A 26,558-nucleotide genomic window follows, 5' to 3' on the forward strand; every position below is an offset into this window, starting at 1 on the left:
TAAAAAAAATGTCTGAGAAAATAACCCCATATAAAGACTCTTCTTTAGGAAAAAAAGAACAGGTTGCCCAAATGTTTGACAACATTTCTGGGAACTATGATAATTTGAATCGTGTAATCTCTTTTGGGATCGATGTAAAATGGCGTAAAAAAGTCCTAAAAATAGTTTCTGACACAAAACCTAAAATCATACTTGATATCGCAACCGGAACTGGCGATCTTGCCATTTTAATGGCACAGACAAATGCTGAAAAAATCATTGGTTTAGATATTTCGGCAGGAATGCTTGAAGTTGGGAAAAAGAAAGTTGAAGAAAAAAAACTATCAAATACTATTGATTTAGTTTTAGGCGATTCTGAAAACATTCCTTTTGAAGATAATTATTTTGACGCTATAACAGTTGGTTTTGGTGTTCGAAACTTCGAGAATTTAGAAAAAGGATTTGCTGAAATTTTAAGGGTTCTAAAACCAAATGGTGTATTTGTAATTTTAGAAACTTCAGTACCAGATAAGACTCCATATAAACAAGGATATAAATTTTACAGTAAAAATATTCTCCCAATAATTGGAAAATTATTTTCTAAAGATAATTCGGCTTACGGATATTTATCTGAATCGGCTGCGGTTTTTCCATACGGAGAAGCACTAAACAATATTTTGAGAAAAATTGGGTTTATAGATGTTGTGGCGATGCCTCAAACTTTTGGAGTTGCAACCATTTATTCTGCTTCTAAAAAATAGTATGAAAAAAACAGTAATCTTAATTTTATTAGTCTTATCGACAAAAGGATATTCGCAATTTGGTAAGAGCATGTTCAGCAAAGACCCCATTATCAATCTTGAAAACTGGCAAAAACAGCGCCTTTATTTTGGATATTACTTGGGTTTCAACAGCTTTGACTTTAAGTTTGACTATAAAAATGTTGTGAACCAAGATATTCAGGTAAAAAAAACTACCGGATTTAATGTTGGTGTCGTAGCAGATTTAAGATTGCAGGAATACATAAATCTGCGTTTTGAACCCGGTTTGTACTATACAAAACGCGATTTATATTATCCTAATTTCACTTCTAAAGTTGATTATTTAAGAGAAGTAAACAGTACTTACATACATTTTCCGCTGCTTTTAAAATTCTCTTCATTGCGAACAGGAAATATTCGTCCGTACTTAGTTGGAGGAATGTCAACTACACTTAATTTATCAAGCAATTCAAAATCTCAAGACGATAATTCTGAACAAAAATTCAGAGTAAAACCTTGGACTGCTGCTTATGAAATGGGTGTTGGAATTGACTTTTTTACAGAATATTTCATTTTCTCTCCATCAATTAGAGGAATGTTTGGGATAACAGATGAATTAGTAAGAGACAATGACCCAAATAGCCCGTGGACAGGAAACATTGATTCTATGAAATCGAGAGCTATTTTAATAAATTTTACTTTTCACTAAAACAAATACCTAACTATTTCGTTTAAATTCACTGAGAATAATTGCTGTTGCGGTAGCTACATTTAAACTTTCCGTTTTTTGAAGCTCTCCAAACCTAGGAATTGTCAGTCGGCTTGTTACCATTTTTTCAATTTCTGCCGAAATACCATTGGCTTCATTACCCATAATAATGATTCCGTTTTCAGGCAAATTTGATTTGTAAATGTTTTCACCGTCCATAAAAGTTCCAAAAACTGGCAGTTTTGTTTGAGCGATAAAGGTTTTCAAATCAACATAATTTACATTTACTCGAGTGATAGACCCCATTGTCGCCTGAACCACTTTTGGGTTATAAATATCTACTGTCTCTTTTGAGCAAATAATTTGTTTGATGCCAAACCAATCGCACAGACGCAGAATCGTACCTAAATTTCCAGGATCACGAATATCGTCTAAAGCCAGAATCAAACCAGAGTCGATTATTTTATTTTCGGCAGGAATTTTGAACACCGCCAAACAAGAATTTGGAGTCGCCAAAGCACTTATTTTTTTCAACTCTTGATCATTAATAAGAGTTCGTTTTGAAGACTGAACAGTTTCAAAATCATTTTGCGTGGTGTATAAATGCTCTAATTCAAAGTTGGATTGCAACAATTCTTGAATTACTTTTACTCCTTCGGCAAAAAACAATTGATTTGCAAAACGCTGTTTTTTTTGATGCAAGCCTGAGATAAGTTTTATTTGGTTTTTACTAACCATAAAATAATGTACTTTTGAATTAAATATTTAAAAACACTTGAAAAATAATTCCACAAAAATAACAGCATTTATTCTAATAGCAACACTTATTTGTGCTTGTAATGCCGTAAAAAGAGTTCCAGATGGAAAAAACCTTCTCGTAAAAAATAATATTCTCGTAAACGGAAAGTCATCAAACGACGAAATTGCCTCGAATCAAATGTATCAAAAGCCAAACGGAAAACTGTTAGGCTTTAAATTGCGTTTAAATTTATACAATTTAGCTAATTTAAATCCGGATTCGACTTATAAAGCAAAATTTGATAATCATCCCGGCCGATATGAACGCTGGTCAAAATTACTTTCAGCTAAACAAGTCGATCGTCTTGGGCAGTCTTTTATAAATAAAGGATTAAACGATTTCTTAAAAAACACCGGAGAAGCACCTGTAATTATTGATACTGCCAAGACAAAAAAGACCTTGCTTCGATTAAAATATTACTATCTAAACAATGGTTTTTTTAAAGTACAGACAGATTACACAATTGATACGACTGGAATTAAAAGAGCTAAAATAAACTATAACATCACAACCGGGCCGGCATATACTTTAGATTCTATCCGAACTACTATCCTAACTCCGGCATTAGACTCACTTTATCATGCTAGCAGAGAACCTTCTCTTTTAAAATCTGGGAATCAATATAAGACAACCGATTTTGAAGAAGAGAAAAATCGTATTACAACGTATTTCAGAAATAATGGTGCTTATTATTTTCAGCCGACTTATGTAACTTTTGATATTGATACAATTGGCAAAAAAAATAAAGCCGACGTAAATTTAATCATCAACAATAATAGTATACAAGAAAGAGATTCCAGCAGAACAGAACCTTTCAAACTTTATAAAATCAGCGATGTGAATATCTACACAGATTATTCGCCAGCAAATGCAAAGTCAAAAATCAATGACAGCGTTTCATACAATAATTTTAATTTGTACAGCTACAAAAAATTAAAATACAAACCGCGCGCCATTACCGATGCTGTTTTTATCACAAAAGGAAGCACATTTTCAGACACTAGAACGACGCTTTCGTCTCGATATTTAAATAACTTGAAAATATTCAATTATCCTTCCATTCAATATGAAGTTGACAAGAGAGATTCGACAGCGCAGTCTTTAATTGCAAATGTTTATTTAACGCCAAGAAAAAAATATAGTTTTGGTGCAACACTTGATGTAACGCACTCTAATATTCAGGATTTTGGTATTGGAGCCAGTCTTTCAGAAACCATTCGAAATGTTTTTAATCGTGCTGAAACCCTTGAAATTTCAACGCGTATGAATATCGGTTCATCAAAAGATATGGCGAACCCAAACAATAATTTCTTTAATGTCTCTGAATATGGAGTCGATTTGAAATTGAATTTCCCAAGGATTTTGCTTCCCTTTGGAACAGAAAAAATTATTCCGAAAAGGATGATTCCGTCCACATCAATCTCGAGTGGTTTTTCTAAACAGCGAAATATTGGTTTGGACAAAGAAAATTTTACAGGAGGAATCTCGTACAATTGGTCTCCAAAACGTCATAACACCGCAAAGTTAGAATTGCTGAACGCACAATATGTACGTAATTTAAATCCGAACAATTACTTTAATGTTTATACTTCTTCATATGATGAATTAAATGGCATTGGTAAAGATTACAACATTGAACCTCTAAACTGGGGAGATACACCAGAAGAACAAGCCAGAAAAGATTTAACTATACCTAAAGGAACCACAGGATTTACCAATGATGTTTTGAATAACAGAACCGCATTACTGCCTGGAGATCCTCAGTATAGAGACGTAGAAAGTATTGAAGAAAGAAGAGTTCGTTTGACCGAAAATGACTTCATTTTAGCTACAAGCTATACGTTTACTAAAACGACTAAAAAGGATCTTGCGGATAATAATTTCTATCAGTTCAAAACCAAAGTAGAATCGGCGGGAACTTTATTATCAGCGATTTCAAACATTGCAAGTCTTCCTAAAAATGCAAATGGCAATTACGAAATCTTCAATTTAGAATATTCAGAATACGTTAAAACCGAATTCGATTATATCAAACACTGGGATTTTGGAAAAGAAAAAGTGCTTGCTGTACGAAGCTTTTTTGGAATTGCGATTCCGTTTGGAAACTCAAATTATATTCCGTTTTCACGAAGTTATTATGCGGGAGGTTCAAATGACAACCGTGCTTGGCAACCCTATTCATTAGGTCCCGGAAGTACAGATGCCTTAGATGATTTTAATGAGGCCAATATGAAAATTGCATTGAGTGCCGAATTTCGCTTTAAAATACTTGGTGATGTTAAAGGAGCCGTTTTTGCAGATGCCGGAAATATCTGGAATGTGCTCGATAATGTCATTGATGAGAAGGCAAAATTCAGCAGCGTAAACGATTTAGCTGAAATCGCTTTAGGCTCAGGATTTGGATTACGCTACGATTTAAGCTTTTTTGTTGTTCGACTAGATTTGGGCTTCAAGACTTATAATCCGGCACATGAGAAGGGAGACAGATGGTTTAAAGAATACAATTTTGGTCACTCGGTTTTAAATTTTGGAATAAATTATCCGTTCTAATGCTAATTAATTCTTATTTTTGCAACCTAAAAACTAAAAACAACTATAAAAAAAATTACAATGGCACACAACATTAAACCAGGAGTAGCTACAGGAGATCAAGTACAAGAGATCTTTAATTATGCGAAAGAGAAGGGTTTTGCTCTTCCAGCAGTAAACGTTACTGGATCAAGCACAATTAACGGAGTTCTTGAAACTGCAGCGAAACTTAACGCGCCAGTTATCATTCAATTTTCAAACGGAGGAGCACAATTTAACGCTGGAAAAGGATTATCTAACGCAGGTGAAAAAGCAGCAATCGCTGGAGGAATCGCTGGAGCAAAACATATTCACACTTTAGCTGAGGCTTATGGTGCAACTGTAATTTTACACACTGACCACTGCGCAAAAAAACTTTTACCTTGGATCGATGGTTTGTTAGACGCTTCTGAAAAACATTTTGCAGAAACAGGAAAACCATTATTCAGTTCTCATATGATCGATTTGTCTGAGGAGCCAATCGAAGAAAACATCGAGATCTGTAAAGAATACTTAGCTAGAATGAGCAAAATGGGCATGACATTAGAAATCGAGCTTGGTATTACAGGTGGTGAAGAAGATGGTGTTGATAACTCTGATGTTGACAGCTCAAAATTATATACACAGCCAGAAGAAGTAGCTTATGCTTACGAAGAATTATCTAAAGTAAGCCCTAAATTTACAATTGCTGCTGCTTTTGGAAACGTTCACGGTGTTTACAAACCAGGAAACGTAAAATTAACTCCAAAAATCTTAAAAAATTCTCAAGATTTTGTTCAAAACAAATTCAACACAGGACACAACCCAGTTGATTTCGTTTTCCACGGAGGTTCAGGTTCTACACTTGAAGAAATCAGAGAAGGAATTAGCTACGGAGTTATCAAAATGAACATTGATACTGATTTACAATTTGCATACACTGAAGGAATCCGTGATTACATGGTTAAAAACCTTGACTATTTGAAATCTCAAATTGGAAACCCAGAAGGTCCAGATGCACCAAACAAAAAATATTACGATCCAAGAAGATGGGTTCGTGAAAGCGAAGTAACATTCAACGCAAGACTTGAACAAGCTTTTGCTGATTTAAATAACGTAAACACACTTTAAATTTTAGATTTTTGAATTTAAATTTCAGATTTCTAAAGAAGCCTGAAATTTAAATTTTGAATTCAGATTGAAAAATCTAAAATTTAAAATCTACATTCTAAAATTAAAAAAATGGCTTGGTTTAAAAGACAAGAAAAAGGGATTACGACCGCTACAGAAGATAAGATGGACGTTCCGAAAGGATTGTGGTACAAATCTCCTACTGGAAAAATTATTGATGCTGACGAATTAGCGAGAAATTTATTCGTTAGCCCTGAAGATGATTTTCACGTTCGAATTGGAAGCGCAACCTATTTTGAAATTTTATTCGACAACAACGAATTTGTTGAGTTAGACAAAAACATGACATCAAAAGATCCTTTGCATTTTGTGGACACAAAAAAATATGCAGAAAGATTGAAAGATGTAATGGAAAAAACTCATCTTAAAGACGCTGTACGTACGGGAGTAGGAAAATCTAAAGGAAGAGAGCTTGTAATCTGCTGTATGGATTTTGCTTTTATTGGTGGATCTATGGGAGCCGTTGTAGGTGAAAAAATTGCGAGAGGTATTGATCACGCAATCAAAAACAAATTGCCTTTTGTAATGATTTCTAAATCTGGTGGAGCTCGTATGATGGAAGCCGCTTATTCTTTAATGCAATTAGCTAAAACTTCTGTAAAACTAGCTCAATTAGCTGAAGCTAAATTGCCTTATATCTCTCTTTGTACAGATCCAACAACTGGAGGAACAACTGCATCTTACGCAATGTTAGGAGACATCAACATCTCTGAACCAGGCGCTTTGATTGGTTTTGCTGGTCCGCGTGTTGTTCGTGATACTACAGGAAAAGATTTGCCAGAAGGTTTTCAAACTGCTGAGTTTCTTTTAGAGCACGGTTTCTTAGACTTTATCACGCCTAGAAAAGAATTGAAAGATAAGATCAACTTATATATCGATTTGATTCAAAATAATACAATTAGATAGTTTTAAAACTATTCAAAATAGAAAATCCCATTCGCAAAAGCGAATGGGATTTTTTTATATCTTTATTTTAAATCTGATTTCTATGGCGAGAATTTTTATTGGTTGTATGATTTGTTTTCTTTTTTGGAATTGTACCAAGAAAGAAACTAAAATTGAAAAAAACATTCCTTATATAATTTCGCAAGAAAACAAACCAATAATACGAAACAATGACACTGTTCCACCTCCTCCACCTATACCTGGCTGGTTGTTTTACGGAACAAATACTTTTATTATCAACTCTGATTCTACGGCTTATTATTTGCAAAATAAAGGCATAGGAATGATCTGTGGAACACCAAATACAGACACAATTCCATACTTCGCTGATTTAGATCCAAGAGATCTAATTGAAATTTCAAATAAAAATATTTATGATTTTATTAAATTGAATTATAAAGATGATTTTAGAAATGCAACTTTCATCGCATCTCAATCTGACACTTTAAATTCTAAAATATTTTTTGATTTAAATAAATCTTTAAGTTACTTCAAGAAAGATAGAGATTTTATCGTTATTAGAAGAACAACACAGGAAGAAGACACGATTATTTATTATAAGAGAAATAATAAATATTACAATTCTGCCGATATTAAATGGGATAAAACAAGAATTAAATTTCCTGAACTTGTCAAATTTGTAAAAAAACCAAATAATTAGTACATATAGTTCCTACAGGATTTTTATATTTTTAGACCTAAATTATTACCCAGCCTTTTTCAAATCCTTTTTTAATTCTTTTTCAGCGATTTTAAAAACTAATTTTTCACGCCAGACAGCATAACGTTCTCTAAAAACAACTTTTATTGCACTATCAACTGCACCATGCATAAATAAACTCCAAACGCTGGCCATTTTTCGAGAAATCGATGAATCCCAAGCACGAAGTGTGAGCGAGAAAGAACCATCTATATAACGCATCCAATGCCACATTCCTGTTGGCATGAATAATGTATCGCCATGTTCTAGAAAAACCTCATACCCTTCTACTCCTTTCAAGGCTGGAAATTTTTCAAAATCGGGATTGGCGACATCGTAATCTTCTAAGGCATAAGTTGTATTTGGAAGACAATAAAGCCTTTTCTTCCACTTATTGTCAAATAATATTATATGCTTTCTTCCTCCAAAATGAGTGTGAAAAAGATGCGGCAAATCGATATCATAATGAAGAAAAGTAATTGCCTTTGAACCTCCAAAAAACATGGCAGGCATGCTTTCGATAAAACCTCCCATTAATTCTTTCGGAATTTTCACATCGTCAATTAATTCGGGTCTGTGTTTGAAAAGATTGAAGAAAAAAATACGCAATTGCGTTGGTTCACGTTTTATCAAATCCAGATATTCACCAAATTTCATACTTGCGATAGAAGCATTGATTACCTTTTTAGGATCTGCTTTTGAATTATCGACAAGTTTTACCTCAATATCCCCTGCAATTTCCTTAAAATACTCTGTTGACCACTTTTCTCTTGCTGGCCAATCTTTTGTGAGTCCTTTAATGATTAAAGGCTTTCTTTTATCCAAGTAATTCTTTTTAAAATCTTCTCTGGAAATTGACTCAACTGTATCAACAGATTTAAGGTTAAAGCTCATTTATTTAGCGGATTAAATTGTGAGTGGTTTATCAAATGTATCCAATTATTCTGTGCCATCAAAATTTACAGTAAAATAACACAAAAACAATATTACATTCCTGTCCTAATGGCTTCTACAGGATCTAGATTTGCCGCCGAAATTGCTGGAAGAATACCGGAAATTATACCCACAAAAATTGATAATCCTGCTCCAATAGCCACATTCCAAAAACTTAAAACAAATTCAAATTCTAATAAATTGGTCAAAAGAAGAGACAAAAGCCAAACAATAAACAAACCAATGATACCTCCAATTAAACAAAGCATAATAGCTTCAAATAAAAACTGAAATAATATAAACCTGTTTTTTGCTCCTAAAGATTTTTGAATTCCTATTAAATTAGTGCGTTCCTTAACCGAAACGAACATGATATTGGCTACTCCAAATCCTCCAACTAAAAACGAAAAAATACTGATGAAAATTCCGGCAGTTCGTAAAGTTCCTAAAATTCCATCAATAAAATCGGTAAAGCCAGAAAGTACATTCACAAAGAAATTATCCATTTCACCTGCTTTCATTCCACGGATAGCGCGAAGCTTTTGAGCAACTTCAGCTTTATAAGCATCCATATCAACACCTTTTACTGGTTTCAAAACAATTACAGGCGTCATAGCATCGCTATCGCCATACATGCGTCGCAAAAAGTTCGCTGGCAAATAAACCGAAGTATCATTGCTGTCACCAAAAAATCCTGCTCCTTGTTTTGCCATTACGCCAATAACTGTAAAACGCTGTCCGTACAAACGAATATTTTTTCCGATCGGATCACTGTTTTCAAAAAGACCTTGGGCAATTTCATATCCTAAAACAATCACTGGTGTTCCAGAATTTGATTCAGATTCTGTGTAGAATCTTCCTTTATCAAAAGTTAATCCGTCAATATCTACCATTTCAAATGATGACGGAATAATATTAACATCAGCAACTGTTTTTGAATCGTACTTCAACGTTTCGTGACTAACAAAAAGCTGATAACCAACTTGATCTGTATTATTCATTGAATTTTTCAATCCAATATATTCATCATACTTCACATTTGGGAACTGCTCTCGCTTCCACTGCGGAATTTCTGATGGACCAAAACAGTATTTCATTAAATAAATCGTATTTTTATCTAAACTGCTCAAATCTTTAGAAATTTTTCTGTCCAAAGAGTCTACGGCAGCAAGTACAGCAATAATCGAAAAAATACCAATTGTAACACCTAGCAACGATAACAAAGTACGCAGTTTATTATTTCGTAAAGCATTGATGGCAAAGCTGAGACTTTCTTTTAATAATCGAAGATAAAGAAGCATATAGTAGTATTTTTCAATAAAGTAAAATTCAATAATTTAAAATCAAAAACCTAATAAAAGTTAACTTACTCATCAGTAGATTTTTTTAGCATAATGTTACATTAATTTTCTTTAAAATAATATATAAAAAAACTACTTTTGCAGTCTGAAAATCATAACTACACAATGAGCACAACTAAAAAAATACAATCAGCACTAATTTCGGTTTTTTCTAAAGACGGATTAGAGCCAATCGTTAGAAAATTACACGAGCAAAATGTTACACTTTACTCGACTGGAGGAACTGAAGATTTCATTAAAAACCTAGGAATTCCTGTAGTTCCTGTTGAAGATATTACTTCTTTCCCAGAAATTCTTGGAGGAAGAGTAAAAACATTGCACCCGAAAATTTTTGGTGGAATTTTAAACCGTCAAGACAATGAGAGCGATGTTCAGCAAATGAAAGAATTTGACATTCCTCAAATTGATTTAGTGATTGTTGATTTGTATCCTTTTGAAAAAACTGTTGCTTCAGGTGCAAGCGAACAAGATATCATTGAAAAAATTGATATTGGCGGTATTTCATTAATCCGCGCAGGCGCAAAAAATTTCAAAGACACTGTAATTGTTGCTTCTGTTAACGAATACAGCCTTCTTTTAGATTTGATTACAGAGCAAAACGGAAGTACAACTCTTGAAAACAGAAGATTGTTTGCTACAAAAGCATTCCACGTTTCTTCTCACTATGACGGAGCTATTTTCAATTATTTCAATACAGATGAGACTATTTACAAAGAGAGTATTGCAAACGGTCAAGTTTTAAGATATGGTGAAAACCCACACCAAAAAGGTTTCTTCTTTGGAGATTTTGATGCGATGTTCAAAAAACTTCACGGAAAAGAATTATCATACAACAACTTGCTTGATGTTGATGCAGCCGTAAATTTAATTGCTGAATTCAAAACTGACGGGCCAACATTTGCAATTCTAAAACACAATAACGCTTGTGGATTGGCTTCAAGAAAAACAATTAGCGAAGCTTATTTAGCTGCTTTGGCTTGTGATCCAACTTCTGCTTTTGGAGGAGTTTTAATTTCTAACACAAAAATTGATTTAGAAACCGCACAAGAAATCAACAAATTATTCTGCGAAGTTGTAATCGCTCCAGCATATGATGATGAGGCCGTTACAGTTTTACAAGAAAAGAAAAACAGAATTATATTAGTTCAAAATGAAGTTGAATTGCCATCTCGTCAAGTAAGGACTTGTCTTAATGGTTTGTTAATTCAGGACAGAAATAATATTACAGATAATAAAGCGCATTTAAAAACCGTTACAATTACAGAACCAACTGCTCAGGAGATCGAAGATTTGATCTTTGCTTCTAAAATTTGCAAGAATACAAAATCAAACACGATTGTATTTGCAAAAAACGGAACATTAATTTCATCTGGTACAGGTCAAACTTCAAGAGTTGATGCTTTAATGCAAGCTGTAGATAAAGCAAAAGCATTTGGATTTGATTTAACTGGAGCTTCAATGGCAAGTGACGCATTTTTCCCGTTTCCAGATTGTGTAGAATTAGCCAAAAAAGCAGGAATTACTGCTGTTATTCAGCCAGGAGGTTCAATAAAAGACGAATTAAGCATAAATTATTGCAATGAAAATAATCTTGCAATGGTATTTACAGGAACTCGTCATTTTAAACATTAATTTGTTTAACTTTGTTCGATAAATAATTTATAACATTTTAAACCCCTAAAAAACTTATGGGATTTTTTGATTTCATGACCGAGGATATTGCAATAGACCTTGGTACCGCAAACACTTTAATCATTCATAATGATAAAGTTGTTATTGACAGCCCCTCTATCGTAGCACGCGACAGAGTTTCAGGCAAAATCATCGCTGTTGGTAAAGAAGCCAATATGATGCAAGGTAAAACGCATGAAAACATCAAGACCATAAGGCCTTTGAAAGATGGTGTAATTGCCGATTTTGATGCTTCGGAAAAAATGATCAACATGTTCATTAAGAGTATTCCTGCATTGAAAAAAAGAATGTTCACACCAGCTTTAAGAATGGTTGTGTGTATTCCATCTGGAATTACGGAGGTTGAAATGCGTGCTGTAAAAGAATCTTGTGAAAGAGTAAACGGAAAAGAAGTTTATTTGATTCATGAGCCAATGGCAGCAGCAATTGGTATTGGTATCGATATCATGCAGCCAAAAGGTAACATGATCGTTGATATCGGAGGTGGTACAACAGAAATTGCAGTTATCGCTTTAGGCGGAATTGTTTGCGACAAATCTGTAAAAATTGCGGGTGACGTTTTCACAAATGATATCGTTTATTACATGCGTACACAGCACAACTTATTTGTGGGAGAAAGTACTGCTGAGAAAATCAAAATCCAAATTGGAGCTGCAATTGAAGATTTAGATGGACCGCCAGAAGATATGTCTGTTCAAGGACGAGATTTGCTTACAGGGAAACCAAAACAAGTAGATGTTTCTTACCGTGAAATTGCAAAGGCTTTAGACAAATCAATTCAGCGTATTGAAGATGCGGTAATGGAAACATTATCTCAAACTCCTCCTGAATTAGCTGCCGATATTTACAACACTGGTATCTATTTAGCCGGTGGTGGATCTATGCTTAGAGGTCTTGACAAACGTATTTCTCAAAAAACAGATTTGCCTGTTTATATTGCTGAAGATCCTTTAAGAGCAGTTGTTCGCGGTACTGGAATGGCACTTAAAAACATTGCAAAATTTAAAAGCATCTTAATCAAATAAGATTCAAAAAAAACAATCAATATACTTTTATTAGGGTCAAATTTCTAATATTTGACCCTGATAAAATTTGAAACCTTAAGCATATCCTGAAACAAAATAACCAGACAAGAAATGCAGCAAATTTTTAATTTCATTATAAGAAACAGTAATCGGTTACTGTTTTTGCTGCTTTTAGGTATTTCGTTGACGCTCACAATTCAATCACACTCTTACCATAGAAGCAAAATAATCAGTTCTGCCAACTTTTTGAGCGGAGGTGTTTATGAAAGAATTAATCGTGTAGACGAATATTTGAATTTAAGAGCTGAAAATGAAGAGCTTGTACTTGAAAACGCGAGACTTAAAAGTCTTTTATTCAATAAAGAGGACACAACAAAATTACCTTTGCCTGATACTATTAAAGGAGTAAAACCTGCTGACATTATTGTGTCAAAAGTGATTCATAATACTTACAGTACACACGAAAACTTCCTTACTTTAAATTCTGGATCTAATGAGGGTGTGAAACCAGATATGGGAGTAATAAACAGCTTAGGAATTGTTGGGGTAATTGATAACACTTCACCAAGATATTCAACTGTGATTAGTATTTTGAACATGAAATCGCAGATTAACGCCAAGCTTAAAAAATCAAATCATTTTGGGTCTTTAACTTGGGATGGAAAAAGTACTGGTTTCGTACAACTGAAAGATGTTCCGAGGTTAGCTTCAGTTAGAAAAGGCGATACAATCGTGACAGGTGGACAATCTGTAATTTTCCCTGAAGGAATCAATATTGGAACTGTTGAAACAGTTTACAAAGAAGAACAAACAAGTTTTTATGTTATAAAAGTTAAGTTATTTAACGACATGACAAATCTTGGACACGTTTATATTATCAAAAGCAAAGACAGAGAAGAACTTATTAATTTAGAAAAAAAGGAAAAAGATGAATAGCGCATTGTTAGTCAATATTTTTCGATTTATTATGTTACTGGCAATTCAAATTGTTATTTTCAACAATATGAATTTTTTAGGCTACATAAGTCCTTTTCCATATATTCTATATATAATTCTTTATCCTGTAAACAGCAATAAATCAGGATTGATAATTTCAAGTTTTTTACTTGGGCTTACAATGGATATGTTTTGTAATTCGGGCGGAATTCACGCTACATCATGTGTAATTCTTGCTTACTATAGACCATATATTTTTAAGTTTTCATTTGGTCTGAGTTATGAATACCAAACCATCAAACTAAATGATTCTTTAACACCAGAACGATTTTCATTTATTTTGGTATCAGTTTTGCTGCATCATATTATATTGTTTGTGCTCGAAGCGTTCCAATTCAAATTCATTTGGGATATTTTGCTCCGAACATTATTCAGTTCAATTTTTACAATAATAACCTCAATCATAATCATTTATCTTATTAAGCCCAATAAACGATGAGAAAAGTTCTGCTGCCCGCTTTAATTATCATTGCAGGATCTTTACTGGTGATCAGGGTATTTTATTTGCAAATAGTTGACGATTCATTTAAGCTAAAATCAGAAAACAACGCGATAAAAAAACAGTACGACTATCCTGAAAGAGGTTATATATATGACAGAAATGGCAAATTATTAGTAGCAAATCAAGCTTCTTATGATATCATGGTTATTCCACGCGAAATCAAAGAAGATTTAAATGTTGCGGAATTCTGTGCTTTATTAAACATCACAAAAGAAGAATACGATAAAAGAATTGCTAAGGCTAAAGTTTACAGTCCTCGCCTTCCATCAGTATTTTTAGCACAATTGAACAAAAACGAATTTGCTGCTTTTCAAGAAAAAATCAGAAAATATGAAGGCTTTTATTTCCAAAAGAGATCGCTTCGTGATTATGAAGTAGATTATGGCGCCAATATTTTTGGATTTATTACACAGGCGAGTGAAGGATTAATTGCCAAAAACTCTTATTACAATAGTGGAGATTTAGTTGGAAAACAAGGAGTTGAAGAAAGTTACGAAGAAGTTTTACGCGGAATTAAAGGGGTTAAATACATTCAAAAAGACAAATACAATCGTGAAATAGGATCCTATAAAAACGGAAAATACGACACAATCGCAGTTGCTGGAGAAGATATCAATTTAACAATTGACGCCGAACTTCAAAAATATGGCCAAGAATTAATGATCAACAAAAGAGGTGGAATTGTTGCAATTGAGCCTAAAACGGGTGAGATTTTAGCATTAGTTACAGCGCCTTCTTATGATCCTGGAATTTTAGTTGGAAGACAAAGATCAAAAAACTATACGCTTTTATATCGAGATTCAATTGCAAAACCATTATACGACAGAGGACTTTTAGCAGAATATCCTCCTGGTTCTCCATTCAAGATTTTAACTGGACTTGTTGCGCTTGAAGAAGGAGTTATTGACGAGCATACAACTTTTATGTGTCATCATGGTTTTAGTTACGGACGAGGACGTTTTATGAAGTGCCACGGTTTTGGACCTCATCAATTAAATAACGGAATATATAATTCTTGTAATACGTATTTTGCACAGTCGTACATGTTAACGATCAACAAATACAAAAATCCTGGATATGCCGTTGACGTATGGAGCGGACACGTAAAGAGTTTTGGTCTTGGACAATTTATGGGTTATGATTTGCCTACAGGAAGAAAAGGTAATATTCCGACATCAAAAACTTATAAAAAAATCTACCCTAATGGTGGCTGGAGAAGTACTACAATTGTATCTAATGCCATTGGTCAAGGTGAAGTTTTAATGACTCCGATTCAGCTAGCCAACATGATGGCAACTGTTGCAAATCAAGGTTATTATTACACGCCTCATATCATTAAAAAGATTGAAGGAAAGAAAATTGATGCTAAATTTACAACTCGACACGAAACCACAATTGACAAAAAGTATTTTCCACCGGTTATAAATGGATTATTTGACGTTTATAATAAAGGTACCGCTTACGCACTGAAAGTACAAGGTATTGATATTTGCGGTAAAACCGGTACTGCCGAAAACTATGCTAAAATTGACGGAGTTAGAACCAAACTAAAAGACCACTCTATTTTTGTGGCTTTTGCTCCAAAGGACAATCCTAAAATTGCCCTTGCAATTATGATTGAAAATGGAGGTTTTGGTGCCAATGTAGCCGGACCAATTGCCAGTTTGATGATTGAGAAATATTTAAGAAAAAAAATCACTAGAACCGATTTAGAAGTTCGTGTATTAAATAAAAGTTTAGTAAGCGAATATGCTAAATTAGGTGGAATGACCGAAGCAAGCGCAATAGAATCTACACCAAAAGATTCTGTTTTAAGAGCTAAAATCGTTACTCCAAAAGTAGAAACAAAGAAAATTCCAATAGACACCACTAAAGAGAACTAACAAAGATTATTTCAAATGAAAAATCAAAGTGTAAAAAATAATATTGACTGGATAAGTGTTTTTATCTACACCACGTTAGTAATATTGGGGTGGCTGAATATCTATTCGTCTTCATTATTATCTACCGAAGGAACGTATCAAAAGCAGCTGATTTTTATTGGCTGTACAATTCCGTTAATTTTTGTCGTTCTTTTTGTTGATGGAAAATTCTATGAAAAATATGCCAGTATAATTTTTGGTGTTTCGTTATTGTCTTTGGCAGGATTATTCCTTTTCGGAAAAACCATTGCAGGACAAAGATGTTGGTATGCAATTGGCGGATTTACATTACAGCCTTCAGAATTTGCAAAAGCCGCTACATCATTGGCATTGGCAAAATATCTAAGTGATACACAAATCAACCTAAAAGATGTCAATAGGCAAATACAAGCTTTAGCGATTGTATTTTTACCCGTTATGTTGATTCTACCACAGCCTGACCCGGGAAGTGCCTTGATTTACAGTATTTTTATTATTGTTTTATATCGAGAAGGTCTTCCGTCATGGTATGTTTGGACCGGTTTTATTACTATTTTATTATTTGTATTAACACTTGTTCTCGAACCCTACGTCGTTATTATTATTGCCGCTTGTGTTTTGGCAATTATACACTTTAAGGGACGCGTTGTTGATAGAAATTTATTAATGAGCAGTATTTTGTTAGCGGTTATTTCAGCTTTTGTTTTCTCTGTAGATTATGTATTCGAACACGTTTTCAAGCAACACCACAGAGACCGTTTTAATATTTTGCTAGGAAAAACAGTTGATATGAAAGGTATTGGTTATAATACCAATCAATCTGAAATTGCAATTGGATCAGGCGGATGGCTCGGAAAAGGCTTTTTACAAGGAACACAAACCAAAGGAGGCTTTGTTCCTGAACAACATACGGATTATATTTTTACAACCGTTGGCGAGGAATGGGGATTTGTAGGTTGTTTGGTTGTTATTGCTCTCTTTGTTGGTTTATTTTTAAGAGTAATTTATTTGGCTGAAAGACAAAAAACTAAATTTAGCCGTGTTTACGGTTATTGTGTTGCCGGAATCTTGTTCATTCACTTTTTTGTAAATATTGCCATGGTAATTGGTATTTTCCCAACTATCGGGGTTCCGCTTCCATTCTTTTCTTATGGTGGTTCTGGACTCTGGGGCTTTACTATTTTGTTGTTTATCTTCTTAAAAATGGATGCGAATAAGGTAAATGAATGGTAGTCTAGAAAATTGTTAATTGTTAATTGTTAATTGTTAATTGTTAATGCAATTTTCTTTTGAATTAATTACAACAAAATTATGTTTAATAATAGATTTCAACTTCAATTATAGATATAAAAAAATCCGAAGCTTATTACTTCGGATTTTTTTTTATTTATATTTTTTCGTGATGGCTTGTTCTCTTTTTAATAAGCTTTAAGAAAACTGGGAAAGTTGACACTATAATTATTCCTATTACAATAACTTCAATATGCTCTTTTAAATCGATTCCTTGTTCTAAAAACACTCCGTATAAATAATGTCCTGAGAAGATCAATATAAAAGACCATAAAAAGGAACTCAAAATATTGTAGAACATAAACTTCTTTTTATCCATTGAAACTATTCCTGCAATAATTGGCGCGAAAGTTCTAAAAATTGGAAGAAAACGTGCGTAAATAATTGCTTTTCCGCCATACTTCTCAAAAAAATCTTTGGATTGCAATAGGTATTTTTTCTTAAACCAAAATGTATCTTCTTTTTTAAACAAATAATAACCGCTTTTAGCTCCAAACCAATAACCCGTCATGTTTCCAAAAACACCCATTATCCCAACTAGCGTTGAAAGTATAAAAACGTTAACAAAATCACTTGGAATATAAACAACATTTTGAATCAGATCACGGCTGTAAATCCCTGATAAAAAAAGCAGACTGTCACCAGGAAGGAAAAAACCAGCAAAAAGTCCGGTCTCAGCAAAAACAATAAACAGCACAATGTATAAACCAATCTGAAAACCGCCGATACTTAATGTGATGTAGAATTCAGGGTTGACTAATTGTGTCCAATCAAAATTATTCATAAAAATGGTTTGGTTATACTTATTTTAAGATCGTGAAAGTAACAATAATTTAGTAGAGCCACAATAAAATGCGGTATTTTAAAGATAAATTAACTATAAAAAAAGCCTCAAATAGTAAACTTGAGGCTTTTAAAATTCTTATTCTCTTACATACTTGCAGCAGGTATGCAAATTATCATAATCTGCTTGTGTTGCCTTCACGTCTTTAGTATCGTGCCCTACTTTTGCAATTGCATTATTCAAATCAGCTGGAGAAGATTTTTCTTCGTTTAAAATCACCGAAAGCTGATGTGATGAAATATCCCAATTTGCCGTTTTAACACCCGGAACACTAAAAGCCGCTTTTTCAATACGTTTCTTACATTGTTCACAATTTCCGTTAACCTCAGTAGTGTACTTTAAATTTTTATTTTTCTTAGTTTGGGCTTGCGCCGAAAATCCTAAAAAACTAATTATTGCTATTAAAACTATTTTTTTCATCTTGTAAATATTAAAATTTGATAATGTTATTGAAATTGATTTGTTCTATTTATTTTATTTTAAATCGCAAACCAGCATAATACATTTGTCCAAAAATTGGCGCATATGCTACAGAGGCATCAAAATTTGGTCCAAAAGGATCATTTGCCCCTAAAATTGCTTTTTGCTGTTTGTAATTTCCAATATTTTCTCCACCGACATATACTTCAAAAACAGGAGAAAAAATTCTTGTAACCTGCGCGTTCATCACTGCAAAAGAGGGCGAAAAATCTGGAAACTGATCCTCTGGCGGATTTGAAGCCGTATAAGGCAATCGCTGTTTTCCAGTCCAGTTAAAAGTATAATCAAATTTCCATTGTTTTCCACTATCTGAAGCTGTTGTTTCGTATTCCAGATTTCCCAAAAAACGATGTTTTGCCTGAAGTGGACGCTGAAAAGTGCCTCTTAAATAATCTGTCTGAATGTCATAATATTTATAAGCAGTTCTCAAATTCAAATTATGGATTATTTCATAACTAAACTCTGCCTGAAAACTATTGGCAAACGAACTTCCTTTTAAATTATAAAACAAAACTTCCTGCGGACTCTGCATCAAATCTACTACAGCTTGATTTTGAAAATCGGTTCTGTAGAAGTCAAAACCAGCTTCGGCATTTTTTTTGAAAATCTTGAATTTCTGCGAAAAACTGATTCCGTAATTCCATGCAATTTCAGGATTCAAACCATAGATTTTTCCACTATTGTCTAAAATTGAAAAAGTTCTAGAACTCGCAAAAAGTTGTTGATTTTCGGCAAAAATATTAGCCGAACGCTTTCCTCTTCCGGCAGAAAAACGAAGAACACCATTCTTCCAAGGATTGTATCTCATGTGTAAACGAGGCGTCACAAAAAAGCCCAATCGATTATGATTATCAACTCTCCCGCCTAAAATCAAACTGAAATTATCCGTATTATCATAGGTGTATTCAAAAAATGCTCCGACAGAATTATCAATTCGGCTGTAATCATTTACGTTTACAAATTCCTGATATTGATCGTAAGTAAAATTCAAACCCGTTGTAAACTTGTGCATCGTGTTATTGATAATCGAATTGAAAATTAAATTCGAATAAAAACTATTCTGCTTAATGTCATACAAATTCAAACCGAAATAAGAATTTTGGTTATGACTGTTGAAAGCATTTTGAAAACCAATGCTTTGATAAGGCATATCTTTAAAAACGTAACCTATTTTAGTCGAAACATCAAAACGTTCTGTGTTGATTTCAGAACCCCAATGATTTGTAGTACCGCGGTCAACATCTTTATCAAAATCAACTTCTCCCGTTTGCTTTTTATCATTCATATATCTGAAATTGATAAAACTTACGAGTCCGCTTTCTGGATCATAATATTGATAACGGTTTAAAATATTGATTTGTTTTCCTAACGGATTATCTAAAAATCCATCATTGTTCATGTCGTTTTTTGCGACACGAGTATTTCCATGAACAAACAGACTTGTCGCCCATTTATCAGACAATTTTTTGTTGAAATGAGTATTCAACTCAAAACGCGCATCGGTAGAACCATAAACATTTAAGAAAAACGGAATGTCACTTAAAGGCTTTAACAACTCTGTATTTATTTGTCCCGAAATGCTCTCATAACCATTAATGACGCTTCCTGCGCCTTTTGTAATCTGAACACTTTCGATCCAAGTTCCCGGCGTAAAAGACAATCCGTAAGCTTGAGAAGCTCCTCGAACTGATGGAATATTTTCTTCAGTAATCGTTAAATACGGACTTGTCAAACCCAACATCTTTATTTGTTTGGTTCCCGTTAAAGCATCCGAAAAATTGACGTCTATTGATGGATTTGTCTCAAAACTTTCGGCCAAGTTGCAACACGCCGCTTTTAGCAGTTCTTTGCTTGTAATTACCGATGTATTGGATGTAAGTGTATAGGATTTTTTAATTCCTTTTTGCTTTTTGGTGACTTTAACCTCCTGCAGATCTTCCTGAGAAAAGGCAACTGCAGACAGCAAAAGCATGCCCAAAAGCATTATATTTTTTTGCATAAAAAATGATTTTAATGTAATTAGAAAAGCTGATTCTTCGTCATTCTGAAAAAGACAAACAGCAGTTAACAAGCCATAGATTTGACTTGACTCTAAACATTAAAATCAGGAATAAAAAATATATTGGTTATATAACTTGAATAAGGGGGGCGCATTCGCATCAGAATAATACGAAATGATTTGATTGCTTTTAAAGTTTGGAACTGATAAAAAAGCAATTGGTTTATATTGCTGAATTACAGCAGGAAAATCAAGCTGAAAAAAGAATATTTTAAAAGTAGCATTATCTGATTTCTTTTCAAAATGAACTACTTTGTCTTTGCAGCAAGATGATTTCTTTTCATTTTCTCCACAGCATTTTTTTTCTGGAGAAGATTGAACAGCTGTTTTTAAAGTAACCGAAGCGATTTCGCCTCCGCAGTAATGCACATCAAATGCAAACCCAATGTTGGAAACCAACAAAAGGAACGCTAAAAATAATCCTGTGCACTTTTTTAAATTCATACCGCAAAATTATCTAAAAAGACCGGAAAAAGATTTAATGATTTGTTATTTTTTTAAATTTTGGCTCTGATAATAAAAAGCAGGAATAAAAAGCAAAACAAATATGGGCTGAATTATAAATCTTCTTACATAAAAAAGAAGCCAATTTGCAGTTGGAAAATAATTCAAAATAACAAAAAATGAGGCAAAAAGAATTATCAGAAAAAAAACATATAAAAATGCACTGAACTTTAGGATATCAATATCTCGAAAGAGTACATAAATCAAACCCAGTGACAAAATTGTATTTAAAAAATATCGGGAAAAAAGTCCGAAAAAGAGTTTTAACCCATCAACTTCTGGATAAGGCAGGTTTTTGAAATCTAGTTCAAAATATTCCAAAAAAGGATCATAGAAAAGACTTTTTTCAAACGCCCGAATAACACCAAAACATATTATAATGCAAACTGCAAAGAAAATTTTGGTTTTATTTTCTGCAATTTTATTTAGCATATTTTGAAAATTTATTGACCCAAATTACCCATAAAGAAAAAACAATTCCGTAGATAATCAGCGGAAAAAGAACGCCATGCAAAATATGTTCATGTTGCGGATAATTAAAAAGCAAAACTGTCAAAAGCGCAATTCGGATGATATTCAGCACATAAATAAAAAGTGTTCCAAATAAAATAAAAAACAATGTCGTTTTGAGTTTTCCCGAAAAAGCCAACACAAATGAAATAAACAAAATTATAACGCTGACAGCATTACAGCCTTCTATAATTCTTATGGTAAACTTATTATTGTACCAAACTTCTAAACAAGGTTGTGCAAGGCTTTTTACAATATGGATATCACAATTAAAAAGAAGCATTAAGGACTCCACATTTCTCCCAACAATTCTCGAAATTCCGTCAACATCAATTGGATCAAAACTATTCAAATACAATTTGTAAACTATTGTAAGTAAAATATAAGCAGCGAAGAAAGTGCCTATAAAAATCAAGAAAGGTTTAAATTGTACTAAATATTTTTTCAACGGGAATTTTTTTCAAATTTATGTATTTTTTAAGTCAGGCTTTAAATACTTTTGTATAAAATTTATTTATCATGACTTTTCAAGAATTACAACCAAAAATAAGCGCTATTGTAGCTGATACAAAAACCGTTAGAGACGAAAAACTATTGGCAATCTGTCAATTGTTGAACGAAAATATAGAGTACTACAACTGGGTTGGTTTTTATTTTGCCAATCACGAAACCAAAACACTTCATTTAGGGCCTTATGTCGGCGCTGAAACTGATCATACTGTTATTCCGTTTGGAAAAGGAATTTGCGGTCAAGTTGCCGAAAGCAATGCTAATTTTGTTGTTCCCGATGTTAAAGCACAAGATAATTATATCGCTTGCAGTTTCACTGTAAAATCAGAAATCGTTGTACCACTTTTTGTAGATGGAGTAAATATTGGCCAAATTGATATTGACAGTCATGTTATTGATCCGTTTACAGAGGTTGACGAAAGATTTTTAGAATTTGTAAATGCAGAGGTTGCTAAGCTGTATTAAAAATACTACTTTGGTACGGCTATTATAAAACCTTACCATGAAACCAATTTTACGTTTATTATTTTTTCTTTTAATTTCATTTAAATTATTCTCGCAACCCCAAGCTCCTGTAAGCAAGTTAGTTTATCTTGACTCGGTTGGTGCAGAAACTTCGGCTGAAAATTCGAAATATTCTAGACTTGTTGAAGGCTATTTTTCAGACAAAGAACGCTATTCTTTTAAAGAGTTTTACAAATCATCAGCTGTAAAATTAATAGGCACCACTTTAAATAAAGACATCATAAAAAGAGATGGACAATTCATTTCATATTATGAAAACGGAAAAAAACAGTCAGTGCAAAACTACTCGAACGGTAAAAAAGTTGGAAAAGAATTTAATTGGTACGAAAACGGAAATATAAAATCGGAAATAGAATACGTTACCATAAAAAAGAATAAGGAAGAAGTAACCGAAGCTAAAATAAATAACTTCTGGAATCCAGAAAAAGAGCAGACGGTTAAAGATGGAAATGGTCAAATGGAAGAATCACAAGATCATTTTTATGAAAAAGGAGAAATAAAAAACGGACAAAAAAACGGGGTCTGGGAAGGAAAAAATCTGAAAAGAAAATATAGCTTTACAGAATCTTATAGTGAAGGAGTCTTCATTTCAGGAACAAGCACCGATGAAAACGGGAACAAATTTGACTATAAAACAATACTTGAAAAACCATTTCCAGCTAAAGGAATTGCGCATTTTTACAGGTTTTTAGGCAACCGTTACCAAATACCAAAAGTAGAGGGATTGAGTGGAAAAGTATATGTTGGTTTTGTAATAGACGAAGATGGAAATCCGACCAAATTAAGAATTCTGAGAGATATTGGTTACGGTACGGGAGAAGAAGCGGTTAAAACAATTGTTAGTTACGGCAAGTGGGTTCCCGGAAAAAACAGAGGAATGCCTGTAGCTGTTTTATATTCAATCCCTATAACAATTCAAACAAAAGGAAGAACAAATTCAATTCCACCTTATGAGAATGAGATTAATAATACAGGAAACGGGTATCAAGAACATCTGCTAAAAAATTTCTAATAAGAAATCTTTTTTCAGTTTCTTTTATTTTTGTTTGATTTTTTTGTTTTTTTAATCTAATTTTGCACCCGTCTTACAAAAGTTGTATTGACATACATAAAAATCATTAAATAATATTGGAATGTATTTAACTAAAGAAAAGAAAGAAGAGATTTTCGCACAACACGGTGGTGCAACAAACACTGGAAGCGCAGAAGGTCAAATTGCATTGTTCACTTACAGAATTTCACACTTAACTGAGCATTTGAAAAAAAATCGTCACGATTACAACACTGAGCGTTCTCTTGTACTATTAGTAGGTAAAAGAAGAGCTTTGTTAGATTACTTGAAAAAGAAAGAAATTAACAGATATCGTGAGATTATCAAAGTATTGAATATCAGAAAATAATCAATATAGAAAAGAGGTGCGAAAGTGCCTCTTTTTGTTTTTACATTACACGCATAATATTACAAGAGAAAAAGTTTGGTTTTTCATTGGGTTTTAGATTACAACAACTACACAACAACACTACAACACAACTAAAACCCATTGTATAATCAAAAAGGAAAAAATTTATGATTCCACAATTATTTGTAGAAAAAATCGATTTAGGTGATGGAAGAAGCATCACAATCGAGACAGGACGTTTAGCTAAACAAGCTGACGGTTCTGTAGTAGTAAGAATGGGCGACACTATGATTCTTGCAACAGCAGTTTCAGCTCGTACATCAAACCCAGGCGTTGATTTTTTACCGTTAACGGTAGATTACCGCGAAAAATTTGCAGCAGCAGGTCGTTTCCCTGGAGGTTTCTTTAAAAGAGAAGCACGCCCAAGCGACAGCGAAGTATTAACAATGAGATTAGTTGACCGTGTATTGCGTCCGCTTTTCCCAGACGATTACCATGCTGAAACTCAAGTTATGATTCAATTAATGTCTCACGACGAAGAAGTTATGCCAGATGCTTTAGCTGGTTTAGCTGCTTCTGCAGCATTAGCTGTGTCAGATATTCCATTTTATAACTTAATTTCTGAAGTACGTGTTGCACGTATTGATGGAAAATTGGTTATCAACCCAAGCAGAGAAGATTTAGAAAAATCTGACATCGATATGATGATTGGAGCTTCTATGGATTCTGTAGCAATGGTTGAAGGTGAGATGAAAGAAATCTCAGAAGCTGAAATGATCGAAGCTATTAAGTTTGCTCACGAAGCTATCAAAGTTCAAATTCAAGCTCAATATCGTTTACAGGAAGCTTTTGGTAAAAAAGAAATCCGTACTTACGAAGGAGAGAGAGAAAATGAAGAAATTTACGCAAAAGTAAAAGCCGCAGCATACGATAAAATCTATGCTATTGCAAAAGTTGGTTCAGCTAAACACGAAAGAGGTGCTGCATTTGCTGAAGTAAAAGAAGAAGTTAAAGCCTTATTTACTGAAGAAGAATTAGCTGCTGACGGTGATTTAGTTTCTAAATATTTCTACAAAACAAACAAAGAAGCTGTTCGTAATGTAGTTTTAGAATTAGGTGTTCGTTTAGATGGTAGAAAAACTACAGACATTAGACCAATTTGGTGTGAAACTGATTATTTACCAAGAGTTCACGGTTCTTCTTTATTTACTCGCGGAGAAACTCAAGCTTTGGCAACTGTAACTTTAGGAACATCTAGAGAAGCAAACCAAATCGATTCTCCATCTGAACAAGGCGAAGAGAAATTCTATTTGCACTATAACTTCCCTCCTTTCTCTACTGGTGAAGCAAAACCATTAAGAGGAACTTCAAGAAGAGAAGTTGGTCACGGTAACTTAGCTCAAAGAGCTTTAAAAAATATGATTCCTGCAGATTGTCCTTATACAATTCGTGTTGTTTCTGAGGTTTTAGAATCTAACGGTTCTTCTTCTATGGCAACAGTTTGTGCTGGCACAATGGCTTTGATGGATGCTGGAGTTCAAATGGTAAAACCAGTTTCTGGAATTGCTATGGGATTGATTACTGACGGAGAGAAATTTGCTGTATTGTCTGATATTTTAGGTGATGAAGATCACTTAGGAGATATGGACTTTAAAGTAACTGGAACTGCTGACGGTATTACAGCTTGTCAAATGGACATCAAAATTGATGGTTTACGTTATGACATTATGGAGCAAGCTTTGGCTCAAGCTCGTGATGGACGTTTACACATTTTAGGAAAATTAACTGAAACTATCGCAACTCCAAGACCAGACGTAAAAGCTCACGCACCAAAAATCATTACAAGAACTATCCCTGGAAACTTTATTGGAGCATTAATTGGACCTGGCGGAAAAGTAATTCAAGAATTACAAAAAGCTACTGGAACAACTATCGTTATCAATGAAGTTGACGAACAAGGTGTTATCGAAATTTTAGGTACAGATCCTGCTGGAATTGAAGCAGTATTAGCAAAAATTGCTTCTATTACTTTCAAACCTGTAGTTGGAGAAGCTTATGAAGTTAAAGTAATTAAAATGCTTGACTTTGGAGCTGTAGTTGAATATACTGCTGCACCAGGAAACGAAGTATTGCTTCATGTATCTGAACTTGCATGGGAACGTACTGAAAACGTTGCTGATGTAGTTAAATTAGGAGATGTTTTCCAAGTGAAATACTTAGGAATTGATCCTAAAACTAAAAAAGAAAAAGTGTCTAAAAAAGCACTTGTTCCAAGACCTCCACGTGAGGAGAAAAAAGAGTAATCAGATCTTAGTTTACTAAAGGTTTATTCATAGCAAAAACCCCGTTTCATAACCATGAAACGGGGTTTTTCAGTTTTAAAGTTACTTTCCGA

25 protein-coding genes are annotated in these 26,558 nt (G+C 33.5%); 16 read left to right on the top strand and 9 right to left on the bottom strand.

What is annotated here, in order from left to right; all coding sequences use genetic code 11:
* Positions 1–8 precede the first annotated feature (8 nt).
* Positions 9–740, top strand: a complete 732-nt coding sequence (gene ubiE / locus FND99_RS08740; protein ID WP_144337586.1) for a bifunctional demethylmenaquinone methyltransferase/2-methoxy-6-polyprenyl-1,4-benzoquinol methylase UbiE — start codon at positions 9–11, stop codon at positions 738–740.
* A gap of 1 nt (position 741) precedes the next feature.
* Complete coding sequence (gene porT, locus FND99_RS08745) at positions 742–1,449, top strand: type IX secretion/gliding motility protein PorT/SprT (protein WP_144337587.1); 708 nt, start codon at positions 742–744, stop codon at positions 1,447–1,449.
* Between the two features lie 9 nt (positions 1,450–1,458).
* Here the strand turns inward: porT and FND99_RS08750 are convergent, their stop codons facing one another.
* Positions 1,459–2,187 carry a TrmH family RNA methyltransferase gene (locus FND99_RS08750; protein ID WP_144337588.1) on the bottom strand — a complete coding sequence of 243 codons (729 nt, stop codon included), beginning with the start codon at positions 2,185–2,187 and terminating at the stop codon, positions 1,459–1,461.
* A gap of 37 nt (positions 2,188–2,224) precedes the next feature.
* Here FND99_RS08750 and tamL point away from each other — a divergent pair, with 37 nt between their 5' ends.
* The 4 genes from tamL to FND99_RS08770 all read left to right on the top strand — a co-directional run bounded on the left by tamL (position 2,225) and on the right by FND99_RS08770 (position 7,592).
* On the top strand, positions 2,225–4,798 hold the full coding sequence (tamL, locus tag FND99_RS08755) for a translocation and assembly module lipoprotein TamL (RefSeq protein ID WP_144337589.1): 2,574 nt from the start codon (positions 2,225–2,227) through the stop codon (positions 4,796–4,798).
* A gap of 60 nt (positions 4,799–4,858) precedes the next feature.
* Positions 4,859–5,926, top strand: a complete 1,068-nt coding sequence (gene fbaA / locus FND99_RS08760; RefSeq protein WP_012023542.1) for a class II fructose-bisphosphate aldolase — start codon at positions 4,859–4,861, stop codon at positions 5,924–5,926.
* Between the two features lie 111 nt (positions 5,927–6,037).
* Positions 6,038–6,892, top strand: a complete 855-nt coding sequence (gene accD, locus FND99_RS08765) for an acetyl-CoA carboxylase, carboxyltransferase subunit beta (protein ID WP_026983883.1) — start codon at positions 6,038–6,040, stop codon at positions 6,890–6,892.
* Positions 6,893–6,974: 82 nt separating this feature from the next.
* A complete protein-coding gene (locus FND99_RS08770) occupies positions 6,975–7,592 on the top strand; it encodes a hypothetical protein (protein ID WP_144337590.1) in 618 nt (205 codons plus the stop codon).
* 45 nt (positions 7,593–7,637) lie between these two features.
* Here FND99_RS08770 and FND99_RS08775 read toward each other — a convergent pair whose 3' ends face one another.
* Together FND99_RS08775 and FND99_RS08780 are read right to left on the bottom strand one after the other, a co-directional pair.
* Positions 7,638–8,525: a cupin-like domain-containing protein gene (locus tag FND99_RS08775; RefSeq protein WP_144337591.1), complete on the bottom strand. Its 888-nt coding sequence runs from the start codon at positions 8,523–8,525 to the stop codon at positions 7,638–7,640.
* Between the two features lie 92 nt (positions 8,526–8,617).
* Complete coding sequence (locus tag FND99_RS08780) at positions 8,618–9,865, bottom strand: ABC transporter permease (protein ID WP_144337592.1); 1,248 nt, start codon at positions 9,863–9,865, stop codon at positions 8,618–8,620.
* A gap of 165 nt (positions 9,866–10,030) precedes the next feature.
* Between FND99_RS08780 and purH the strand changes: the two genes are divergently transcribed.
* From purH to rodA, 6 genes are all read left to right on the top strand, one after another.
* Entirely contained in the window at positions 10,031–11,557 is a 1,527-nt protein-coding gene (gene purH, locus FND99_RS08785; RefSeq protein ID WP_144337593.1) for a bifunctional phosphoribosylaminoimidazolecarboxamide formyltransferase/IMP cyclohydrolase, read from the top strand.
* Positions 11,558–11,613: 56 nt separating this feature from the next.
* Positions 11,614–12,642, top strand: a complete 1,029-nt coding sequence (locus FND99_RS08790; protein WP_008466528.1) for a rod shape-determining protein — start codon at positions 11,614–11,616, stop codon at positions 12,640–12,642.
* 111 nt (positions 12,643–12,753) lie between these two features.
* Positions 12,754–13,578 carry a rod shape-determining protein MreC gene (mreC, locus tag FND99_RS08795; protein WP_144337594.1) on the top strand — a complete coding sequence of 275 codons (825 nt, stop codon included), beginning with the start codon at positions 12,754–12,756 and terminating at the stop codon, positions 13,576–13,578.
* On the top strand, positions 13,571–14,077 hold the full coding sequence (locus FND99_RS08800) for a rod shape-determining protein MreD (protein WP_144337595.1): 507 nt from the start codon (positions 13,571–13,573) through the stop codon (positions 14,075–14,077). Before mreC ends, FND99_RS08800 begins: the two co-directional genes overlap by 8 nt.
* The gene (mrdA, locus tag FND99_RS08805) at positions 14,074–16,023 is read left to right on the top strand and encodes a penicillin-binding protein 2 (RefSeq protein ID WP_144337596.1); all 1,950 of its coding nucleotides are present in this window, start codon (positions 14,074–14,076) and stop codon (positions 16,021–16,023) included. Before FND99_RS08800 ends, mrdA begins: the two co-directional genes overlap by 4 nt.
* Positions 16,024–16,038: 15 nt before the next feature.
* The gene (gene rodA / locus FND99_RS08810; protein WP_144337597.1) at positions 16,039–17,274 is read left to right on the top strand and encodes a rod shape-determining protein RodA; all 1,236 of its coding nucleotides are present in this window, start codon (positions 16,039–16,041) and stop codon (positions 17,272–17,274) included.
* Positions 17,275–17,428: 154 nt separating this feature from the next.
* Here the strand turns inward: rodA and FND99_RS08815 are convergent, their stop codons facing one another.
* The 6 genes from FND99_RS08815 to xrtF form a co-directional block, all read right to left on the bottom strand.
* Positions 17,429–18,115, bottom strand: coding sequence for a DedA family protein (locus FND99_RS08815; RefSeq protein ID WP_144337598.1), 687 nt, complete (start codon positions 18,113–18,115; stop codon positions 17,429–17,431).
* Positions 18,116–18,253: 138 nt separating this feature from the next.
* A complete protein-coding gene (locus FND99_RS08820; protein ID WP_144337599.1) occupies positions 18,254–18,595 on the bottom strand; it encodes a heavy-metal-associated domain-containing protein in 342 nt (113 codons plus the stop codon).
* Between the two features lie 49 nt (positions 18,596–18,644).
* Entirely contained in the window at positions 18,645–20,654 is a 2,010-nt protein-coding gene (locus FND99_RS08825; RefSeq protein ID WP_144337600.1) for a TonB-dependent receptor plug domain-containing protein, read from the bottom strand.
* A 105-nt stretch (positions 20,655–20,759) separates the two neighbouring features.
* A complete protein-coding gene (locus FND99_RS08830; RefSeq protein ID WP_144337601.1) occupies positions 20,760–21,158 on the bottom strand; it encodes an HYC_CC_PP family protein in 399 nt (132 codons plus the stop codon).
* A gap of 45 nt (positions 21,159–21,203) precedes the next feature.
* The gene (locus FND99_RS08835; protein WP_144337602.1) at positions 21,204–21,650 is read right to left on the bottom strand and encodes an exosortase F system-associated membrane protein; all 447 of its coding nucleotides are present in this window, start codon (positions 21,648–21,650) and stop codon (positions 21,204–21,206) included.
* Complete coding sequence (gene xrtF / locus FND99_RS08840) at positions 21,640–22,176, bottom strand: exosortase family protein XrtF (protein WP_144337603.1); 537 nt, start codon at positions 22,174–22,176, stop codon at positions 21,640–21,642. Before xrtF ends, FND99_RS08835 begins: the two co-directional genes overlap by 11 nt.
* A 71-nt stretch (positions 22,177–22,247) precedes the next feature.
* On the opposite strand from xrtF, the gene FND99_RS08845 reads away from it, so the two are divergent.
* The 4 genes from FND99_RS08845 (at position 22,248) to FND99_RS08860 (ending at position 26,466) form a co-directional block, all read left to right on the top strand.
* Entirely contained in the window at positions 22,248–22,703 is a 456-nt protein-coding gene (locus tag FND99_RS08845; protein ID WP_144337604.1) for a GAF domain-containing protein, read from the top strand.
* A 37-nt stretch (positions 22,704–22,740) separates the two neighbouring features.
* Positions 22,741–23,775, top strand: coding sequence for an energy transducer TonB (locus FND99_RS08850; protein ID WP_144337605.1), 1,035 nt, complete (start codon positions 22,741–22,743; stop codon positions 23,773–23,775).
* Between the two features lie 121 nt (positions 23,776–23,896).
* On the top strand, positions 23,897–24,163 hold the full coding sequence (rpsO, locus tag FND99_RS08855; RefSeq protein WP_007804772.1) for a 30S ribosomal protein S15: 267 nt from the start codon (positions 23,897–23,899) through the stop codon (positions 24,161–24,163).
* A 167-nt stretch (positions 24,164–24,330) separates the two neighbouring features.
* Positions 24,331–26,466 carry a polyribonucleotide nucleotidyltransferase gene (locus tag FND99_RS08860; protein WP_144337606.1) on the top strand — a complete coding sequence of 712 codons (2,136 nt, stop codon included), beginning with the start codon at positions 24,331–24,333 and terminating at the stop codon, positions 26,464–26,466.
* The last annotated feature ends 92 nt before the right edge of the window (positions 26,467–26,558 follow it).

The sequence above is a fragment of the Flavobacterium daemonense genome, from assembly GCF_007341385.1.
GTDB classification, from domain to species: domain Bacteria; phylum Bacteroidota; class Bacteroidia; order Flavobacteriales; family Flavobacteriaceae; genus Flavobacterium; species Flavobacterium daemonense.

Bases quoted from the DNA above. Each gene is read 5' to 3' on its own strand.
- ubiE (WP_144337586.1), top strand. From the start codon at position 9: ATGTCTGAGAAAATAACCCCATATAAAGACTCTTCTTTAGGAAAAAAA.
- porT (WP_144337587.1), top strand. From the start codon at position 742: ATGAAAAAAACAGTAATCTTAATTTTATTAGTCTTATCGACAAAAGGA.
- FND99_RS08750 (WP_144337588.1), bottom strand. From the start codon at position 2,187: ATGGTTAGTAAAAACCAAATAAAACTTATCTCAGGCTTGCATCAAAAA.
- fbaA (WP_012023542.1), top strand. From the start codon at position 4,859: ATGGCACACAACATTAAACCAGGAGTAGCTACAGGAGATCAAGTACAA.
- accD (WP_026983883.1), top strand. From the start codon at position 6,038: ATGGCTTGGTTTAAAAGACAAGAAAAAGGGATTACGACCGCTACAGAA.
- FND99_RS08770 (WP_144337590.1), top strand. From the start codon at position 6,975: ATGGCGAGAATTTTTATTGGTTGTATGATTTGTTTTCTTTTTTGGAAT.
- FND99_RS08775 (WP_144337591.1), bottom strand. From the start codon at position 8,525: ATGAGCTTTAACCTTAAATCTGTTGATACAGTTGAGTCAATTTCCAGA.
- FND99_RS08780 (WP_144337592.1), bottom strand. From the start codon at position 9,865: ATGCTTCTTTATCTTCGATTATTAAAAGAAAGTCTCAGCTTTGCCATC.
- purH (WP_144337593.1), top strand. From the start codon at position 10,031: ATGAGCACAACTAAAAAAATACAATCAGCACTAATTTCGGTTTTTTCT.
- FND99_RS08790 (WP_008466528.1), top strand. From the start codon at position 11,614: ATGGGATTTTTTGATTTCATGACCGAGGATATTGCAATAGACCTTGGT.
- mreC (WP_144337594.1), top strand. From the start codon at position 12,754: ATGCAGCAAATTTTTAATTTCATTATAAGAAACAGTAATCGGTTACTG.
- FND99_RS08800 (WP_144337595.1), top strand. From the start codon at position 13,571: ATGAATAGCGCATTGTTAGTCAATATTTTTCGATTTATTATGTTACTG.
- mrdA (WP_144337596.1), top strand. From the start codon at position 14,074: ATGAGAAAAGTTCTGCTGCCCGCTTTAATTATCATTGCAGGATCTTTA.
- rodA (WP_144337597.1), top strand. From the start codon at position 16,039: ATGAAAAATCAAAGTGTAAAAAATAATATTGACTGGATAAGTGTTTTT.
- FND99_RS08815 (WP_144337598.1), bottom strand. From the start codon at position 18,115: ATGAATAATTTTGATTGGACACAATTAGTCAACCCTGAATTCTACATC.
- FND99_RS08820 (WP_144337599.1), bottom strand. From the start codon at position 18,595: ATGAAAAAAATAGTTTTAATAGCAATAATTAGTTTTTTAGGATTTTCG.
- FND99_RS08825 (WP_144337600.1), bottom strand. From the start codon at position 20,654: ATGCAAAAAAATATAATGCTTTTGGGCATGCTTTTGCTGTCTGCAGTT.
- FND99_RS08830 (WP_144337601.1), bottom strand. From the start codon at position 21,158: ATGAATTTAAAAAAGTGCACAGGATTATTTTTAGCGTTCCTTTTGTTG.
- FND99_RS08835 (WP_144337602.1), bottom strand. From the start codon at position 21,650: ATGCTAAATAAAATTGCAGAAAATAAAACCAAAATTTTCTTTGCAGTT.
- FND99_RS08845 (WP_144337604.1), top strand. From the start codon at position 22,248: ATGACTTTTCAAGAATTACAACCAAAAATAAGCGCTATTGTAGCTGAT.
- FND99_RS08850 (WP_144337605.1), top strand. From the start codon at position 22,741: ATGAAACCAATTTTACGTTTATTATTTTTTCTTTTAATTTCATTTAAA.
- rpsO (WP_007804772.1), top strand. From the start codon at position 23,897: ATGTATTTAACTAAAGAAAAGAAAGAAGAGATTTTCGCACAACACGGT.
- FND99_RS08860 (WP_144337606.1), top strand. From the start codon at position 24,331: ATGATTCCACAATTATTTGTAGAAAAAATCGATTTAGGTGATGGAAGA.